This window comes from Stenotrophomonas sp. T8 (assembly GCF_051853085.1).
Classification (GTDB): Bacteria; Pseudomonadota; Gammaproteobacteria; order Xanthomonadales; family Xanthomonadaceae; genus Stenotrophomonas; species Stenotrophomonas sepilia.
Genome location: NZ_CP195329.1, coordinates 118,146 through 135,618, shown reverse-complemented (window position 1 = coordinate 135,618; position 17,473 = coordinate 118,146). Strand labels below are relative to the sequence as shown.

Here is a 17,473-nt window from a genome sequence, read left to right as displayed (position 1 = left end):
GGAGAGACGGCCGCGGTGCGGCACGTGGGGAATCGGTAAGCCCCGGTGGATGCCGAGCGCGCTCGGCACCCACGGGGGCGGCGGATCAGCGGACCGCCTTGACGTTCAGTTCGTTGATCATCTGCTGGGCGGCCTTTTCGGCAGCCAGCTGCAGGGCATTGGTACGGGCCACGGTTTCATTCGGGCCGGTGCCGGAGAACTGCACCGGGCCGACCGACGACACGGTGCGCGGGAAACGACCGGTCACATCCAGCACCTTGCCGGTGACGGTGACGAACACGCGGGTGTTGCCACTGGCCGGATCACGGTCGCGCATGCCGATGTCGAGGGTGCCGACGGCGATGTACGGAATGTTGGCCGCACGGATGCCGTTGGCGGTGTCACGCAGGGTGGCCGGGGCCAGGTCGTTGCCGGTGCTGAAGTCCTTGCGGATGCGCTCGATGCTGAGCAGGCCACGCGATTCGCCTTCCACGTATTCGGCTTCAACCACTTCGTAGCCCGCGGCGCTGAAGGCCCCGGTCATCGCGGTGTTGACCTCGGCGGCGTTGGCCACCTTCCAGGTGATGTTGTCGGCGCGCGCGGTGGTGCTGCCGCCGCTGGTGACCGACACCGAACCATTCTGGTTGATGCTGCCGTTGGTGCTGATCGAGTTGCCGCGGAAGCTGTCACCCTCACGGGTGTTCTCGCTGTAGCTGCTGCTGGCGTCGACGCGGCGGTATTCCTTGTCCTGGAACGACTGCACGGTGTCCTGCGAGCGCGCCATGAACAGGAAGGTCAGCAGCGAGCGCTGCGCGGCGGTGGCACCGGCCACGGCCGAACCCGCATCCAGCTTGGTCTGCAGCAGGGTGGTGTTGATCTCGGCACGGACGGTGACGGTGTAGGTCTTGGCTTTCTTGTCTTCGGTGTCCGACAGCGGCACAGCGCTGAGCACGTAGCGGTCGATCTCACCGATGAACTCGGCGCGGCGCGCTTCGAACAGGCGCAGCTTGGCCGCACCGGTTTCGGCGATGTACGCCTCCAGGGCATTGACCTTGGCCTTGTTCAGGGCCTGGGCACGGGTATCGGCACTCAGGCGCAGGCCGTAGCTGGCCGAGCCGGTGCCGCGCGAACTCGCGGTCTGCGCAGCGACCGGCGAGGCCACCACCAGCGCGATGAGGATGAGCAGGATGGTACGCATCAACGACATGACTTGATCAACTCCTGGAGGGCTTGGGTCTGCTGTTGCAACGGGCGGCCGCCCGGCTTCTGTTCGTCCAGCCAGGCGCGCGAATCGGCACGCTTGGCGGCGGCGCCGGCGAAGGCGTCGAGCCCGGCCAGCAGGGTTTCGTAGCTGGCCGACCACTGGTCGACCTGCCACTGCGTGGCCGGCACCACCTTGGTGGCGCCCTTGCGCAGTGGCTGTTCGAAATAGACCTTCCCCGAGAACGGCTCGGTCACCTTGGCGGTGAAGAAGGCGCCGAACAGCATCGTCTTCATCGCCGGGGTTTCCTCGATCACACCGCTCTTCAGTGCATCGACCTGCAGGTTGATGACGTAGTCGGGCTCGGGAATCTTCAGCTGGTAGACCTTGCCGTCGGCAAAGCGGGCAGCCATCGCGCCACCGATCGCCTGGCCCGAGGCCGGCGGCAGCAGCCCGACGCCGGTGTTGGACGACAGCGTCTTGGACAGTTCATGGGCGAGGGTGGCGCGCAGCGGCGCTTCCCACTTCGGGTCGGGCAGCTTGGCGCGGACCGCGTCGGACAGGGTTACACCACCGACCTGCAGACGGCGCACCGCCGCGTCGGGCAACCTGGCCTGGGCGAGGCTGGCCGCCAGCACCTGCGACAGGCTGGTATCGGCGCCGCCATACAGCAGATCGGCGACGATCGCGTCGATATCGTCGTTGTCCGGTCGGTAATCCTGCACGTCGATGCGCTGCAGGGTCAGCGGATAGGACGCGATCACCTGGCGCTCGCGGAAGTCGAAGAACAACGCCTGCAGCGCCACTTCCACCAGCACCTTGTACTGGTCGCCGATCGGCTCGACCGAGACCAGTTCGCGGTCCAGCGCGGCGGCCAGCACGGTGGCGCTGGTGGTGCCGTCGAGCATCGCCACCGGCTGGTCGATCAGCTCCAGGTGGGCCGGTGCGCGGCGCTTGAGCGACTGCGCCAGCGTCTGGTTCAGCGGGATCAGGCCACGCCGTTCCAGCACCGCATGCGCATGTGGGGTGGTCGCCTGCACGGCGGCGGCGTCAGCGGTATAGGCAAAACCGGCCCAATAGGCCTGCTGCGATTTGTCCGCGGCCTGCACGGCCATCGGCCATACGGCCAGGCACAGGGCACAGGCAAGCAGGCGCGCAAAAGCGCGCGATGCGCTCTTCGTCCTTGAATACATCCAACCGCTCCTCGGTCAATACGCACGGAATGCGGGCGCTGATGCGTCCGCTGGGCGCGAAACATAGCCGCTAAGGCGCGCGGCGACAAGTGCTGTCCTTGTCGGCTCAGTCCGTGGGGGGCAGGCCCGCCCGCTGCCGCAACAGTCCACGCTCGGCCTGGTTCTGGCTGAGCCGAGCCGCCTCGCCAAAAGCGTCACGCGCATCCTGCTCGCGCCCCAGTGCCTGCAACAGCTCGCCACGCACCACCTGCAGCGGCGCGTAGTCACGCAGGCGCGCGTCGACCAGCAAGGGCTGCAGCTGCGCCCAGGCGGCAAAGGGACCGTCGCTGCGCAGGATCGCCACCACCCGGTTCAATGCCACCACTGGCGAAGGCTGCACCTGCAGAAGCTGTGCATAGAGCGCAGCAATGCGCGGCCAATCGGTATCCTCGGGGCGGCGCGCCGCTGCATGGCAGGCCGCAATGCGCGCCTGCAGCACGTAGGGATCGTCGCCACCACCCGCGGCCAGCGCACGCGCCAGCACCTGCTGCCCACGTTCGATCTGCAGCCAATCCCAGCGTGCGCGGTTCTGCTGGTCCAGCAGCACCGGCACGCCCTGCGCGTCCACCCGCGCCGCTGCGCGCGAGGCCTGCAGCTCCATCAGGGCCAGCAGGCCCAGTACCGGCGGCACCGGCAACCGATGGGCCAGGATGCGGGCCAGCCGCAGCGCTTCCTCGCACAGCGCCGGGCGCATCCAGTCGTCGCCGGCGCTGGCCGCATAGCCTTCGTTGAACACCAGGTAGATCGCCTCCAGCACCGAGGCCAGGCGCTCCGGCATCGCCTCCGCGCGCGGCACTTCATAGGGCACCTGCTTCTGCGCCAGGGTGCGCTTGGCGCGCACGATGCGCTGGGCGATGGTCGGTTCCGGCTGCAGGAACGCGCGCGCGATCTCCACGGTGGTCAGGCCACCGAGCAGGCGCAGGGTGAGCGCCACGCGCGCATCGGCCGGCAGCACGGGATGGCAGGCCACGAACATCAGCCGCAGCAGGTCATCGCCCAGGTCGTCCTCCAGCGCCTGGCTGTCATCGGGTGCCGGCAGCGCCGCCGGATGCAGTTCCTCGCCCCATTGCGCGTGCTGCTGCGCCACGCGCTGGTGCTGGCGCAGCACATCGATGGCACGGTTGCGCGCGGTGGTCATCAGCCAGGCTCCGGGGTTGTCCGGGATGCCCTGCTCCGGCCAACGCTCCAGCGCGGCCAGCCAGGTGTCCTGGGCCAGTTCCTCGGCACGGCCGACATCGCCACCGAGCAGCCGCGCCAGGCGCGCGATCAGCACTGGCGACTCCATCCGCCAGAGGGTTTCCAGACGCTGCGTCAGTGCGGGCTCGAGCATGCGCCGATCACAGCACGCAGGCCCGGCCCGCACAAGCGCCGCAGCTCACGCTTCAACAATCGGCTTGAAGCCGCCCCAGAACATGCGCTTCGTATCGAACGGCATGTCCTTCGGGCCCAGCGACGCCAGTCGCGGGTCGGCCATCACCTTTGCGTTGATGCGGTCGCGTGCCGCGCGCGAGCGGAACACCACGAAGGCGACGATCACCGTCTCGCCCGGTTTCGCCTTGACCGCGCGCGGGAACGAGGTGCTCTTGCCCGGCTCCACATCGTCGGCCACGCATTCCATGTACTGCAGCGCGCCATGGTCCTTCCACACCGCGCCGGCCTTGCGGGCAAGGCGGCGGTAGGCCGCCACCTTGTCCTGCGGGCACGGCAGCACGTAAGCGTCCACGTAAGCCATGCGGGTTCTCCTGCGGCGGCCGTCAGCCCGGCTCGCCGTCCATGTGTGCGATCTCCCAGAGATGGCCGTCCAGGTCCTGGAAGCCACGCTGGTACATGAAGCCGTAGTCGCGCGCCGGCTGCGGTTCGCTGGCGCCGGCGGCCAGGGCCTTGTCCACCAACTCGTCAACGGCCTTGCGACTGGGTGCCGAGAGTGCGTTGATCACTTCGGTGTGGGTGTGCGCGTCGGCAATCGGCTTGTTGGTGAACTGCTGGAAGAAGGGCTGGGTCAGCAGCATCACGTAGATGCTTTCGCTGATGACCATGCCGGCCGCGTCGTCGTTGGTGTAGGTCGGATTGAAGCTGTAGCCCAGCGCGGTGAAGAACGCCTTGGACTTCTCCAGGTCCTGCACGGGCAGGTTGACGAAGATCATCTGCGGTTGTGGTGCACTCATCGTTGAAGCTCCTTGTGGATGACAGAGGCGGGATCAGGGCTGCTTCATGCAGTTGACCATCCACGGCTTGCCGTAACGGTCGATCAGCATGCCCCAGCGATGTGCCCAGAACGTTTCGCCGATCGGCATCTGCACCTGGCCACCTTCGGCCAGCGCGGCGAACACGCGTTCGGCTTCTTCGATGCTGTCGACATCGACATTGATGGTGGTCGAGCCGCCCTCGCCTCCGCCGGGGCCGTCGGCTGCCATCAGGATGGCGTTGCCGATCTCGAGCTGGCTGTGCGCGACGTGGTCGAGGGTTTCCGGCGGCATTTCGTTGCAGCCCGGCGAGCCATCGGAGGGCGGCATGTCGCGGTACTTCAATTCCGAGGTGACCTGGCCACCGAGTGCCTTGGCATAGAACGCCATTGCCTCGTGGGCCTGGCCGCTGAAGCCGAGGAAGGGAATCAGTCTCATGGCAATACTCCGTTGTGCGGTTCAGGGTGGTAGTGCCGGGGCGTGCCCGGTTGGGAGAGGAATCGGGTCAGCCTTCCAGCTGTGCACGCAGACGCTGTTCCTGCTGCTGTAATTCGGGGGTGAAGGCTTCACCAAAGTCTTCTGCGGAGATCAGGGGACGCAGTTCCAGCGTGCCGCCCTCGCCGAACGGCGCACGGCTGGCCCATTCAACGGCCTCGTCCAGCGACCGCACCTCCCACAGCCAGAAGCCGGCGATCTGTTCGCTGGCAGGACCGAACGGACCGGCCTCGACCTTGGGTGGCCCGGCGCCGAAATGAATGCGACGGCCGCGCTGGGTGGCGTGCAGGCCTTCACCGGCCAGCATGATGCCGGCGGCCACCAGTTGTTCGTTGAAGGCGCCCATTTCGGACAGTTCCTGTTCGCTGGGCATGCGGCCGGCTTCGGAGTCGGCGTTGGCCTTCACGATCACCATCACTTTCATTTTGGTCTCCCGTGGGACGCGCGGTGCGTGCCCTTCACTGGGTACAACGAACCAGGGGACTGGGAATCGACACGTCTGTTGGAAGTTTTTTTTCTTCCGCGGAAAGCGCGCCTTCGGCGAGGGTCGGCGAACGGCGGAGCCCCTCCGTGGTGGGGTGGGTTGGTCGCTGACGCTCGGTTTGGGTTTGGCCGGGTGGGTAGGCGGGTCGGGGGAGGCCGTAAACCCATCCATGGGGGCTTAGCCGCGCCATCCATGCCGCGGATACCCCCGCCTCGCCTACCCACCCGGCCCTGGACAGTTTCCTGCCTCCGGTACCCACCGCGGGAAGATCAAGAGAAAGGCAACAGCAACAGCAATGGCGGTTGGCTGGCGGGCTCGGCTTTGCGAGCGAAGCGACCCGCTTTTGCTCTTGTTGTTGATTTCCCGTGGTGGGTCAGCCGCAGAGATCTGTCCAAGGCCGGGCGGGGAGGCAGGGCAGGGGCGTGAGCCGCATGGATGCGGCGACCGAGCTTACATGGACGTACTTGCAGCGCCCCCTGCCCTGCCTCCCCGCCCGGCCCACCCTCAGGAAAACCGCTTTCAGCGACCAACCCCACCCCACCACGGAGGGGCTCCGCCGTTCGCCGATCCCCGCCGAAGGCGCGCTTCCGCGCTGCAACATGCCCGTGCGCAATCCTGCGCGATCATGGGCACCCGCCCCCGCCAGGACCATGCCATGCAGCAGTACCTGCTTCTGATCTACATCGAGCCTGCCCTGCTGCAGGCCCTGCCCACCGAAGAATTCAACGCGCTGATGCGCGACTGCCTGGCCCACGCCGACAAACTGCAGGCCGAAGGCACGCTGCTGGCCGCACAGAAGCTGCAGCCGGTCGACACCGCGCAGACCCTGCGCGTGCGGGATGGCCACAGCCGCGTACTGGATGGCCCCTTCGCCGAGACCCGCGAACTGCTGGCCGGCTTCAACCTGATCGTAGCGCGCGACCGCGACGACGCCATGCGCATCGCCCGCGATTTCCCGTGGGCACGCTTCGGCAGCATCGAAGTGCGGCCGCTGGAAGACATGGACGCCGAGCGCGAACGCTGCGGCGCCCCGGCTGCGGCTATGGCAGCAGCCGTACCCTGATCTCGCGCGGACCGACGCCTTCGTTGCCGCTGTAGTCGCGCACGCTGGCGCGCACGACGTACTCGCCCGGCGGCAACGCCGCCGGCTGCCAGCGTCCGGTTTCCATCAGGCCATCACGCACGGTGTTGGTGGCCAGGTAGCGGAACCGGGTCACCGCGCTGCCATGCACGGTGATGCCGCTGTCCGGTGCGTAGGCCACGCGCACTGCTTCCCGCTGCGGCGGCATGCGGTTGAACACGATGTTCCAGCGCGGCTGCTCGTAGCCCTGCAGCGGTTGTCCCGTAGCATCGAGGATCTGGTAACCCACCTGGTACATGCCCAGGCGGCGTCGTGGCAGATTGTTGTCGACCTGGTCCCAGGCCTCCACCACGATCTGCACGCCACGCCCCTGCCGCGCAACCATCACCACGCCATCGCTGCCTGCGGCCATCGGCTGGTCGTTGTCGTCCAGCAGTGCTACATCAGTGATGCGCGGTGCGAAGTGATCGGCGTAGTTATGGAAGCCAAGCGCCACCGCATTGGTCTCGAAACCACCGGTGCCCACCGCCAGGTGCACGTGCGCCTGGTTGTTGATGCTGCCCAGGCGGTCACCCACGTGGATGCGCATGCCACGGCGCACGCGCATCCGCTGCAGCTTGCCCTGCTCGTCGTACAGCGCCTGCCAGCGCGCGTCGAACGGCACATCGCGCGGGGTGCGGCCGACGCGCATGTGGATGTACTTGAGGCGGTCCACCGCAAGGCCCTCGGCCTGCTCGCCCAGGTTCCAGGCCGCCACCGGGCTGCTGATCTTGCCATCGGCAATCGCCAGCACGGTCTGGCCCACATCACCGCGCACGTCGAAGCCGCCATGCAGGTGGTGGCGGCTCTCACCGCTGAAGTTGCCGCGCACTTCGCCCAGGGTGCCGACCACTTCGTGCCAGCCGTCCTGCGGTGCGAGCGGCCAACGGCCCCCCGTCTTCGGCAGCGCGGCATCAGCGGCCGGGCCGACCAGTGCCGGTGCCGGCAGTTCGCCCACCGGCAGCGGGCGCAGGCGATGCAGGCGGTAGCCTGCGGCGTCGGCCACCAGCACGCTGCCATCGGCATCCATCGCCAATCCACTGGGGCGGGCCAGGCGCGGCAGGCGACCATTGCCGACCAGCGCGATCTGGTGGCCCTGCGGCGTCACCTGCACGATGCGGCCATCCAGATCACCCACGTACAGCACGCCGTCGTGGGTGGTGGCCAGCGACAGCGGCCCATTGATCACGCCACCGGCGGCGACCACGGTGCTGACCGTGCCATCGGCCCCCACCCGGCGCACGGCGTTGTTGAACAGATCGGCCACCAGCAACGCACCCTGCGCGTCGAAGGCCAGCGCCACTGGCGTATCGAAACGCGCAGCGGCGCCCACGCCATCGGCAAAGCCTGGCCGATCACCACCAGCCAGAGTGCGCACACTGCCATCGGTACCGATCACCCGGATGCGGTCATTGAACGTGTCCGCCACGTAGACCTGGCCCTGCGCGTCCACCGCAACGCCCATCGGTGCATCGAAGCGGGCCTGCGTGGCCGGGCCGTCGGCGTGGCCCTGTTCGCCACCGGCCAACGTGGTCACCTGGCCATCGGTGCCGATGCGGCGGATCGCATGGTTGCCGGTGTCGGCCACGTACAGGTTGCCCTGCGCATCGCCGGCAATGCCCGAGGGCGTATTGAAGCTGGCCTGCAGCGCAGGGCCATCGACACGGCCCTCACCCTGCCCGGCCACGGTTTCAACGCGGCCATCGGGCAGGCGGCGGCGGATCCGGTTGTTGTCACCGGCATCGGTGAAATAGACACTGCCATCGGTGCCGCGCAGCAGTGCATACGGGTCGGCGAAGCGCGCCTGCGCGGACGCACCGTCGCGGTCACCGGGATGGCCATCACCCGCCAGCGGCTCGATCTGCGCGGTCCAGGCCAAGGGCGTGGGCACCGGGCCGGCAGGGCCGGCCAGCGTTTTCAGCGGGGTGTCCCACCAGGTTGCAGCCAAGCCCACCGCCGTTGCCAACGCCACCCCTGCCGCCATCCATTGCCACCGTGCCATCGTGTTGCGCTGCCTCTGCCTGCTGCTTGAAGAGGCACCGACAATAGACGCTGCGCGTGCGATCCGCCACGGCCGATCATGCGGCTGAAGGCCAGGATTCGCTTCGTCGTGCTTGTCCTCGCTGGCCGTAGCAGGTTCAATGCGGTTCCCACGGATGGAGATTCTCCATGCCCCGCGCTCTCCCCCTCACCGCACTGCTGCTGGCCGCATTGGCCAGTGCGCCCGCCTCCGCTTCGATCACGGTGGCCCCGCAGAAGCCATCGGCCACCGCCGATGCAGTACACGCGGCGTACGCCACGCGCTGGGATGAAGCCATCCAGCAGGCACGCGGCGGCAACACGCTGGGTGCACTGATCAGCATGGAGCGGCTGATGGAGGATCCTTTGCTGGACGACTTCGATGCCGAGCGTCGCGGCCGCGCCTCGCAGGTCGCCGGCTGGACCGCTCTGATGCAGAAGAAGCCGGATCAGGCCCGCCGCTACCTGCAGCGGGCGCAGGAGGCCCTGCCGGAGGATGCACAGATCCTGCTCACCCTGGTGTCGGTGGAACTGTCGGACAACCAGCCGGCCGCAGCCACCACCTTGCTGGTGAAGGCACTGCGGCACGCCGACGCGCCGCTGCCGATCGATCACCACGCGGTCAACTACCTGCAGTACCGCCTGCGTGACCAGCCGCAGAAGCGCATGGACCTGCTGCAGGCGCTGTTTGACAACGGCTGGAAGAGTGGCGGCCTGGAACCCACCGGGCTGTGGCTGGCGCTGGCCACGCTGCAGGCCGACAACGGCCGTGGCGACAGCATTCCGGCCACGCTGGCGCGCATCGACAGCCCGGCCGAGATCATCCGCCTGCGCAGCGACAAGCGCTTCGATCGCTATGTCGATCGCGGTGACGCGCGTTTCGATCCGGTGCAGGCGGCACAGCGCCACCTCGATGAACTGCGTGTTTCCGGCCTGCTCGACCGCGCACTGGACGCGCGCATGGCCGAGTTCAGCACCACCTTGCTGATGCTGGACCGCAACGAGGAAGTGCTGTCGTTGACCGAGGGCATGGCCGCTGCCGCCAGCAACGGCGAATCGCCTGCCGCCACGGAAGCGGAATGGGTGGCCTGGCTGCTCAACAGCCGGCTCACCGCACTGCGCCGGCTGGGCCGCACCGATGAGGCACTGGCCACGGCGAAGCAGGCCGCCCGCATCGGCGCGCTCGGCCCGGATGGTGTCGAGCACCAGATGAATGTCGGCTTCGTGTTCAGTTCGCTGGGACGCATGCAGGACGCTGCGCAGGCCGTGAATGACATGCCGGGCCTCGCCGGTTACGGCAAGGCCGCACAGGCGCTGCTGCAGTTCGCCGCGGCCCGCGAGCGCGGTGATGCCAAGGCGCGCGATGCAGCACGCGCGGTGATCCTGGCCCAGCGCGACGATGCCCGCCTGTTCCACCGCGAAATGCTGCTGGAAGAAGGCGACCTGGACGGTGCCGCCGCCGTGCTGATCGAACAGCTGCGCTCGCCGGTTGAACGCGGTGAAACCCTGGCCAGCCTGCAGGACATGCGCACCTATCCGTCATTGCCGGGCGATGTGCGCATCGATGCCGCGTGGCGTGCACTCAAGCAGCGTGCCGACGTGCAGGCCGAAGTGGTACGCGTCGGCCGCATCGAGCGCTACGACCTGGTCAGCACTTCCACCTCGCGCTGAGCGGCTTTTGTGTAGAGCCGAGCCGATGCTCGGCTGCAATTGGCGCAGCCGAGCGTCGGCTCGGCTCTACAACGCCACGTGCAGGCAGCACCGTCCGCTAGCGGGCTGGCACTTCGGTGCGGATGCCCATCGCTTCGCGGTAGCGCGCATACAGCGCCATCACCTTGTCCACATAGGCCAGGGTTTCGGCGTAGGGCGGCACGCCCTTGTAGCGGGTGACCGCACCGATGCCCGCGTTGTAGGCAGCCGCCGCCAACGGGCGATCGCCGTTGTAACGGCGTAGCAGTGCGCGCATGTAGCGCGCGCCGCCCTCGATCGACTGCTGCGGCGAGAACGGATCGCGCACGCCATATTCCTGTGCGGTCTCCGGCATCAACTGCATCACGCCCTGTGCGCCCTTGGTCGAGACCGCCAGCGGATCGAAATTGCTTTCGGCATGGGCGATCGCACGCAGCCAGGCATCGTCGACGCCGGTAGCTTTGGCCGCGGCCTTGAACTGCCTGGCGTGCTGCGCGAGCTGCGGCGTGCCGACCTTGCCCAGGCCCTCGTGCGCCGGCTCGCCCGGCGGCGTGGCCACGGTGAACTTCAGGAATACCCGCGAGCCGGGCAGGTTGCGGGTGGAATAGACCAGCACGCCGTCCTGCTCGCGCTCGTACAGCACACCACTGAACACGCCCATGTTGCCCCACAGGTTCGGGGCCTGGATGGCGTTGTCGTCGATCTCCTTCGGCGTGCACCGCGATCCCGGCTCCGGTGCGGTGGCCAGGCTGACGGTGTTGCCCTGCACGCAGCGATAGACCGTGCGCGCGGCAGCCATCCCGGGCCACAGGATGGGCAGCAGCACCAGTGCAAGCAGGAGAGGTCGATGGGACATGGCGGCCGGATGATCCGGCCGCGCCCGCGAATGTTGGGTGAATGGGCGGTTGGCAGGGCTGCGCCCTGCACCCGCGGTAGTGCCGGCCGCTGGCCGGCAACCTCAACGGCAGCGGCCGATTTCCTGCGGCTGACAGTAGATCCACGCCATGCGTGGATGAAACTCTGTAGAGACGATGGATCAATCGATGGAACGGAGACGTTGGATCACTTCGCGGCCCTCCGGCGCACCCAATACCCCGCGCCCAGCAGCACGAACCACACCGGGCTGGCGATCAGCGCCTGGCGGGTGTCGCCCTGCAGGCTCAGCAGCACCAGCACGGCGGCGAAGAACACCAGGCAGGCCCAGCACATGGCGACGCCCCCAGGCATCTTGAAGATCGATGCAGCGTGGCGCTCCGGGTAGCGACGGCGATAGGCCATGTAGGCCACCAGGATCAGCGACCAGACGAAGATGAACAGCACCGTCGCCAGCGTCGTCACCAGGGTGAAGGCGGTTACCAGGTTGGGAATCAGGTAGATCAGCAGCGTGCCGCCCAGCAGGCACAGGCACGAGAACAGCAGGCCACGGGCCGGCACCGCAGCGCGCGACAGTTTCGACAGCCCGCGCGGTGCGTGGCCCTCTTCGGCCAGGCCGTACAGCATGCGGCTGGTGGAGAAGATGCCACTGTTGGCCGAGGACGTGGCCGAGGTCAGCACCACGAAATTGATCAGGCTGGCGGCGGCGGGAATGCCGGCCAGCACGAACAGCTGCACGAACGGGCTCTTGTCCGGCACCACCTGCCGCCACGGGGTGACCGCCATGATCGCAATCAGCGCCAGCACATAGAAGATGATGATGCGCACCGGGATCGAGTTGATTGCCTTGGGCAGGTTGCGCTCGGGGTCGGCGGTTTCGGCGGCGGTGGTGCCGACCAGCTCGATGCCGACGAAGGCGAACACCGCAATCTGGAATCCAGCGAAAAAACCGACCAGGCCCATCGGGAACATGCCGCCGTCATTCCACAGGTTCGACAGCGACGCGGTGTGGCCGCTCGGCGAGGTGAAGCCCCACGCCACCAGACCGGCGCCGGTGATGATCAGCGCACAGATCGCCACGATCTTGATCAGCGCGAACCAGAATTCCATTTCACCGAACAGCTTCACCGTCACCAGGTTCAACGCCAGCAGCAGCATCACGCAGGCCAGCGCCGGTTTCCAGGCTTCAAGCCCCGGGAACCAGAACTGTGCGTAGGCGGCAATCGCGATCACGTCGGCAATGGCGGTGACGATCCAGCAGAACCAGTAGGTCCATCCGCAGAAGAACCCGGCCCACGGGCCGAGCAGGTCGGTGGAGAAATCGATGAAGGATTTGTACTGCAGGTTGGACAGCAGCAGCTCGCCCATCGCACGCATCACGAAGAACAGCATCGCGCCGATGATCAGGTAGACGAAGATGATGGACGGGCCGGCCAGGCTGATGGTCTTGCCCGAGCCCATGAACAGGCCGGTGCCGATGGCACCGCCGATGGCGATCAGTTGCAGGTGGCGGTTGGACAGGCTGCGGCGCAGGTGCTCGGGGGGCGTGGCGGGCTCGGTCATGGGCGCGGGAAGGGGCGGGCGAAGCGTTCGACGGTAGTCCTCCGCGACGCCGAGCGCCAGCGCCAGACGGCCCCATTGCGTCAAAGCAGGCCGCTTTCACCACAATGTGACCGAATACCGTATTGATCCCATTCCGCCCGGCCCGGTGCCATGCTGAGATAGCCGCATCTGCCCAAGGACCGGCCCGACCATGCGCCCTGCCCCGCCCGCCCCGCTGGAGCCCCGGCCATGAGCCGCCTGCGCGTCATCATCGGCGGTACCGCACTGGCCCTGCTGGCCGCTGCGGTGCCGATCGCGGTCATGGCCTACGCCACCTGGGACCGCGCGGTCAGCGTCGAACAGCAGCGCCTGCGCGACATCGCCGATCGCACCCTGCGCCGCTCCGACCTGTCCTACCAGGAGGCGCTGGCGGCGCTGAAATCCGCCGAAGCCGGTGCCTACGTGTCCTGCAGCCCCGAGCACATCCGGCGCATGCAGACCCTGGTGATGACCACCCCATCGATTGACCAGATGGGCTACTTCGAAGGAGGCAAGCTGCGCTGCACCTCCTGGGGGCCGTTCCTGTCGGATGTGGATCAGCCCAGGCCGGACCACGTCACCAGCGACGGCGCCGGCATCGCAGTGGACGTGCGCCCGGAAATCAGCGGGCGACGCCAGGTGCTGGCGATCCTGTATGGGTCCTACGACGCTCTGGTGGACCCACGCCGCTTCGTCGATGTCATCGCCGACCCGAATGTGCGGCTGGCACTGGCCAGCCCCGACGGACGCCTGCTGGCCAAACAGCCCGGCCTGGATCCGGACCTGCTGCAGGCACTGCTGCGCGACCCGGGCGAAGGCCTGGACCACACCACGCTGTTCGCTACCGCGCGCAACGAGGAATGGCTGGCCGTCGCCACTACACCGCGCACCGCGCTCGCTGCGGCCTTCCGCCAACAGGCCTGGCTGTACGTGCCGGTGGGCCTGCTGCTGGCCGCCGCCGGCGCCGGGCTGGTGATCTGGCTGTCGCGGCGCCGCCTTTCCCTGCGCGGCGAACTGGCTACCGCCATCCGCCGCCGCGAGCTGTACCTGCATTATCAGCCGATCATCGAACTGGACACCGGCATCTGCGTCGGCGCCGAGGCGCTGGTACGCTGGCAACGCCCGGATGGCACCCAGGTGCGCCCTGACCTGTTCATTCCGCTGGCCGAAGAGGCCGGCATGATCGCCGACGTCACCGACCTGGTGATCGAGAACGTGGTGCGCGACATGCGCGAGCTGCTGGTCGCCGACCGCAGCGCGCACATCGCGATCAACCTCGCCGCCGAAGACATCAGCAGCGGTCGCGCCCTGAAGATGATCTCCCGGCACATGGCCGGCAGCGGCATCCTGCCGCAGCAGATCTGGATGGAGGCCACCGAACGTGGCTTCCTCGATCTGGACCGCGCGCGCACCATGCTCGCCGCCGCCCGCCGCGCCGGCCACAGCGTGGCCATCGATGATTTCGGCGTCGGCTTCTCCAGCCTGCAATACCTACAGCAGCTGCCACTGGATGCACTGAAGATCGACAAATCATTCATCGATGCGATCGGCACCGAAAGCGCCACCAGCCCGGTCACGCCGCACATCATCGACATGGCCAAGGAGCTGGGCCTGTGGGTGGTGGCCGAGGGCGTGGAAACCGAAGCGCAGCTGGCCTATCTGCACAGCCGGCATGTGGAATTCGGACAGGGCTGGCTGTTCTCGCGGCCGCTGCCGCGCGATGAGTTCGTCGCCTTCCATCAGAAGCGGCAGCAGCAGTACGGCGCTGCACGCGAACACATGCAGAACCCGCGCAGCGTGCCGATCGAGCGTGAGGGAGTGGAGTAGGACGGCGAACGGCGGAGCCCCTCGTGGCGGATCGCGCCCGGTGGATCCATCAGGTGGGGCGGGTGGGCAAGACCGGGGTTGGGCCTCCTGCCCAACCCACCCACCCGGCCACGGGCACATTGCGGCGGCGTCCCGCCACGGAATCAACGGAAGAAAGCGAAAGCAAAGGCAAACGCGGGTCGCTGCGCTCGGTAGATCCATGCCATGCGTGGATGGCGTGGACCACGGCAGTGCCGGCCGCTGGCCGGCACCTCCGTAACGTTTGGCCTGCGCCTACGCCCAGGCCTTCGGCCGTGCCAGCAGCCACGCGGCGGTCACCGCCAGCAGCAGCAACGGCAGCCATCCCAGCTGGCGTGGGCCGCTGGCCTGCAGCAGCACGCCGCCTGCCACGCCGCCGGCCGCAATGGCCAGGTTCCAGCCGGTCACCAGCATCGACTGCGCCAGGTCCGCAGCGGCCCCGGCGCGCCGTGCCAAGGCGGTCTGGAACAGGGTCGGCACGGCGCCGAACGCCACGCCCCACAGGATCGTCGCCAGCAGCAGTGCGCTCGCCACGCCAGGCCACACCAGCAAGGCCAGCACCGGCACGATGAAGCCGATCACCGCCGCCCACACCAGCGCATGCAGGTGGCGATCCACGCCCCAGCCGGCAATCGCGATGCCGGCAATCGCCGCCATGCCGAAGGCCAGCAGCAGCCGGTCCAGCCATGCACCGGCACCCGCGTCGACCGCCAGCGGCTCGATGTAGGTGTAGAGCACGTTGTGCGCCAGCACGTACAGCGCCATCACCAGCAGCGCACTGCGTACACCGGGCAGGCGCCACACGGTCGCCAGCGAAGTGCGTTGCCCGGCCCCAGCGGCCGGCAGCGCAGGCAACGCCCAGCGCGCGTAGGCCAGCAGCAGCAGACCCAGCACGCTCATCAGCGCGAACGCCCAGCGCCAGCCGACCTGCTGGCCCAGCAGCGTTCCTGCCGGCACCCCCAGCGACAGCGCCAGCGGCGAACCGACCATCGCGACCGCGATGGCCCGTCCCTGCAGCGACGGCACCACCATGCGCGCGGCATAACCGGCCACCAGCGACCACAGCAGGCCACCGCTCACGCCGGCCAGGAAGCGCGCAGCCAGGATCAGCGCGTAACTGCTGCTCAACGCCGTCAGCGTATTGACCACCACGAAGCCAGCGATGGCCGCCAGCAGCAGCGGACGCCGTGGCAGGCGCTGGGTCAGCGCGGTCATCGGCAGTGCGGCCATCACCGAACCCAGCGCATACACGCTCACCAGCTGGCCGACCGCCGCATCACTCACGCCCAGGCTTTAGCCCATCGGCCGCAGCACACCCGCCGGCAGGGTCTCGGTCAACAGGGTGATGAAGCCGCCGCCGGCCAAGGCAAGCAGGCCCGCCCACGGCAGGCGCGTGGCCTCGCCGGCCGGACTGGCGGCATCGATGGCATGGCCGCTCATCGCGTGGTCTCCAGGTCGGCATAGACCGCGTCGCGCAGTTCATCGACAAAGGCGCCATCCATGCCTTCGTACAGCGTGTTGGTCAGCGCCACCACGCTCAGCCCACGCGACGGGTCGACGAACCAGCTGTGCCCGTAGGCACCGCCCCAGCGCCAGGTGCCTTCGCGCTGTAGTGTGCCGCTGGCGGCGGCGTCGCGCAGTACCGCAAAGCCCAGCCCGAAGCCCCAGCCGGCCGGTTCCGGCGGCCCCTGTTCGCCCACCTGCGGGCTGGCCATCTCCTCCGCCAGCGCGGGTGGCAACAGGCCAGAGCGCTGCACGTCACGCAGCGCCTCCAACACCGCCATCACTTCATCGGCAGTACCCACCAGGCCGGCGCCGGCCGAAGCGAAACGGCTTGCATCGAGGGCACGCGCAAGGCTGTACTCGATGCCCACCGTGCCCTCGAACGGCGCGACCACCTCCCCTTCCTGCAGGCGATGCGGCCGCGGCGTGTCGCTCACATACGGCGTGGCCAGTCGTGCGGCATCGCGCGTGGCGAACGCGGTATCGCGCAGGCGCAACGGGGCAGCCAGCAGACGCTGGAACAGCGCCTGCAGCGTTTCACCAGTCGCGGCTTCGGCCACCGCACCGGCCACGTCCACGCCCGACGAGTACAGCCACTGGCTGCCCGGCTCGAACAGCAGTGGCGCCTGCGCGATCCGGCGTACGTTCTCGGCCAGGGAAAGCGGGTTGGCGTCCATGCCATCGCTGACGCCAGCGCGCGCGTAGGGCCCCACCGCATCCGCCTCCAGGAAGCGATAGCCCAGCCCGCTGCTGTGGCTGAGCAGCTGGCGCAGGCTGATCGGCGGCGTGCGGCCATCGGCCAGCGCCGGGCGGAAGTCCGGCAGCCAGCGCTGCACCGGTGTGTCGAGGTCGAGCACGCCTTCGGCCACCAGGCGCAGGATCACCGTGGCCAGCAACGGCTTGCTGACCGATGCCAGCCGGAACAGCTGATCGCGCTGCATCGGCCTGGCCGACTCGCGATCGGCCAGCCCGGTCGCGCTGGCATGGCGCAGCACGCCGTGCTCGCGCACCAGCACCACCGCACCGACCAGGCGCAGCGGGTGGACCTGCTGCAGCAGCCGCTGCACCGAAGGCAGCGTCGGTGCAGATTCAAGGGAAAGAGCGGCATTCATCGCGGTATCCGTGGGGAGAGGCCCGCCACGTTAGGCAGCACGACGCGGCGCAAAAAGCCGGTTGCCGCTCCGGGCATCATGGACCGTGCAGTCCGCAATCGGCATGATGCCCGGAACTGGAACGCCGCAAGGGCTGCCCGAGGCCCCGCACCACAGT

Annotated in this window: 14 protein-coding genes and 1 pseudogene; 3 read left to right on the top strand and 12 right to left on the bottom strand. The window is 68.2% G+C overall.

The genetic code is table 11. The features are described 5' to 3' along the window. Positions 1 to 85 precede the first annotated feature (85 nt). From ACSDHM_RS00645 to ACSDHM_RS00615, 7 genes are all read right to left on the bottom strand, one after another. Positions 86 to 1,186, bottom strand: a complete 1,101-nt coding sequence (locus ACSDHM_RS00645; RefSeq protein ID WP_439426564.1) for a hypothetical protein — start codon at positions 1,184 to 1,186, stop codon at positions 86 to 88. Further along, the gene (locus ACSDHM_RS00640; protein WP_088496425.1) at positions 1,177 to 2,373 is read right to left on the bottom strand and encodes a hypothetical protein; all 1,197 of its coding nucleotides are present in this window, start codon (positions 2,371 to 2,373) and stop codon (positions 1,177 to 1,179) included. Before ACSDHM_RS00640 ends, ACSDHM_RS00645 begins: the two co-directional genes overlap by 10 nt. A 106-nt stretch (positions 2,374 to 2,479) precedes the next feature. Next, positions 2,480 to 3,742 carry an RNA polymerase sigma factor gene (locus ACSDHM_RS00635; protein ID WP_088496424.1) on the bottom strand — a complete coding sequence of 421 codons (1,263 nt, stop codon included), beginning with the start codon at positions 3,740 to 3,742 and terminating at the stop codon, positions 2,480 to 2,482. 45 nt (positions 3,743 to 3,787) lie between these two features. Further along, a complete protein-coding gene (locus ACSDHM_RS00630) occupies positions 3,788 to 4,144 on the bottom strand; it encodes a DUF1428 domain-containing protein (protein WP_032128771.1) in 357 nt (118 codons plus the stop codon). A 22-nt stretch (positions 4,145 to 4,166) separates the two neighbouring features. Further along, positions 4,167 to 4,577, bottom strand: coding sequence for a VOC family protein (locus ACSDHM_RS00625; RefSeq protein WP_005415091.1), 411 nt, complete (start codon positions 4,575 to 4,577; stop codon positions 4,167 to 4,169). Between the two features lie 33 nt (positions 4,578 to 4,610). Beyond that, positions 4,611 to 5,033: a VOC family protein gene (locus ACSDHM_RS00620; RefSeq protein WP_088496423.1), complete on the bottom strand. Its 423-nt coding sequence runs from the start codon at positions 5,031 to 5,033 to the stop codon at positions 4,611 to 4,613. Positions 5,034 to 5,100: 67 nt separating this feature from the next. Beyond that, complete coding sequence (locus ACSDHM_RS00615; RefSeq protein ID WP_439426563.1) at positions 5,101 to 5,514, bottom strand: YciI family protein; 414 nt, start codon at positions 5,512 to 5,514, stop codon at positions 5,101 to 5,103. 715 nt (positions 5,515 to 6,229) lie between these two features. On the opposite strand from ACSDHM_RS00615, the gene ACSDHM_RS00610 reads away from it, so the two are divergent. Continuing rightward, the gene (locus tag ACSDHM_RS00610; RefSeq protein ID WP_049413606.1) at positions 6,230 to 6,637 is read left to right on the top strand and encodes a YciI family protein; all 408 of its coding nucleotides are present in this window, start codon (positions 6,230 to 6,232) and stop codon (positions 6,635 to 6,637) included. Here the strand turns inward: ACSDHM_RS00610 and ACSDHM_RS00605 are convergent. Next, positions 6,615 to 8,696: a gluconolaconase gene (locus tag ACSDHM_RS00605; protein ID WP_188241590.1), complete on the bottom strand. Its 2,082-nt coding sequence runs from the start codon at positions 8,694 to 8,696 to the stop codon at positions 6,615 to 6,617. The two genes, ACSDHM_RS00610 and ACSDHM_RS00605, sit on opposite strands and share 23 nt — an antisense overlap. A 167-nt stretch (positions 8,697 to 8,863) precedes the next feature. On the opposite strand from ACSDHM_RS00605, the gene ACSDHM_RS00600 reads away from it, so the two are divergent. Then, positions 8,864 to 10,384: a tetratricopeptide repeat protein gene (locus ACSDHM_RS00600; protein ID WP_252745130.1), complete on the top strand. Its 1,521-nt coding sequence runs from the start codon at positions 8,864 to 8,866 to the stop codon at positions 10,382 to 10,384. Positions 10,385 to 10,481: 97 nt separating this feature from the next. On the opposite strand, the gene ACSDHM_RS00595 is transcribed toward ACSDHM_RS00600, so the two are convergent. Together ACSDHM_RS00595 and cycA are read right to left on the bottom strand one after the other, a co-directional pair. Beyond that, complete coding sequence (locus tag ACSDHM_RS00595) at positions 10,482 to 11,258, bottom strand: lytic transglycosylase domain-containing protein (protein WP_088496303.1); 777 nt, start codon at positions 11,256 to 11,258, stop codon at positions 10,482 to 10,484. 206 nt (positions 11,259 to 11,464) lie between these two features. Next, positions 11,465 to 12,838 carry a D-serine/D-alanine/glycine transporter gene (cycA, locus tag ACSDHM_RS00590; protein WP_069140079.1) on the bottom strand — a complete coding sequence of 458 codons (1,374 nt, stop codon included), beginning with the start codon at positions 12,836 to 12,838 and terminating at the stop codon, positions 11,465 to 11,467. Between the two features lie 228 nt (positions 12,839 to 13,066). Here cycA and ACSDHM_RS00585 point away from each other — a divergent pair, with 228 nt between their 5' ends. Further along, on the top strand, positions 13,067 to 14,683 hold the full coding sequence (locus tag ACSDHM_RS00585) for an EAL domain-containing protein (protein ID WP_072167714.1): 1,617 nt from the start codon (positions 13,067 to 13,069) through the stop codon (positions 14,681 to 14,683). 273 nt (positions 14,684 to 14,956) lie between these two features. Here ACSDHM_RS00585 and ACSDHM_RS00580 read toward each other — a convergent pair. Together ACSDHM_RS00580 and ACSDHM_RS00575 are read right to left on the bottom strand one after the other, a co-directional pair. After that, a pseudogene (locus tag ACSDHM_RS00580) lies at positions 14,957 to 16,141 on the bottom strand (MFS transporter). Next, complete coding sequence (locus ACSDHM_RS00575) at positions 16,138 to 17,316, bottom strand: serine hydrolase domain-containing protein (protein WP_439426562.1); 1,179 nt, start codon at positions 17,314 to 17,316, stop codon at positions 16,138 to 16,140. The pseudogene ACSDHM_RS00580 and the gene ACSDHM_RS00575 overlap by 4 nt, the downstream one beginning before the upstream one ends. Positions 17,317 to 17,473 lie beyond the last annotated feature (157 nt).